We start from the raw sequence: 502 nt of genomic DNA, 5'->3' as shown, positions 1-502 counted from the left end.
CGGTTGCCTATGACACAAATCTCCCGCTTCACTGGTGAGATTGTGCCGATTGCCCAAGTTGTTACCGGTGATGGAGACGAATCCGCCGCCCCGGAAGGTGGCGGCGGATTCGCCGACTATGCCCTTGTTTCCCTGCATTGTCTGCGGATTTACCTCGACACGTCCTACCGAATGACGATTGACCTGCTGAAGGAGATGCCACAAATAACCGGGGAGATCGGCCTCAACGCGGCCGATCTCCCCTCGCCCTCCACCTTGTGTAAAGCATTCGACCGGATCAGTATGAGCGTCTGCCGAGTGCTGCTGCGCCAGTCGGCGCAGCTGCACGACCCCTCGAAACACGGCGCGATCGACGCTACATTCTACGAACGCTCAGCAGCGAGCCGCCACTACTGTCAGCGAATAAGCTACCGCGTGCAGAAGCTGAAGGTCACGAAACTCGTCGATACAGAGACTCAAGCAGTCCTTGACGTACACTGCTCAACGACTCGAGAAGGAAGCG

The 502-nt window shown here is 57.8% G+C and carries 1 protein-coding gene; it reads left to right on the top strand.

Annotation, left to right across the window (positions count from 1 at the left end; genetic code table 11):
• Nucleotides 1–9 precede the first annotated feature (9 nt).
• Nucleotides 10–502: transposase (locus ABDZ36_RS14740; protein WP_486187711.1), on the top strand; the 493-nt coding region annotated here is incomplete at its 3' end.

It is taken from the genome of Halarchaeum salinum (assembly GCF_039520965.1).
Classification (GTDB): Archaea; Halobacteriota; Halobacteria; order Halobacteriales; family Halobacteriaceae; genus Halarchaeum; species Halarchaeum salinum.
The sequence above is the reverse complement of the archived record's forward strand: the minus strand, read 5'-3'. Positions and strand labels throughout refer to the sequence as shown.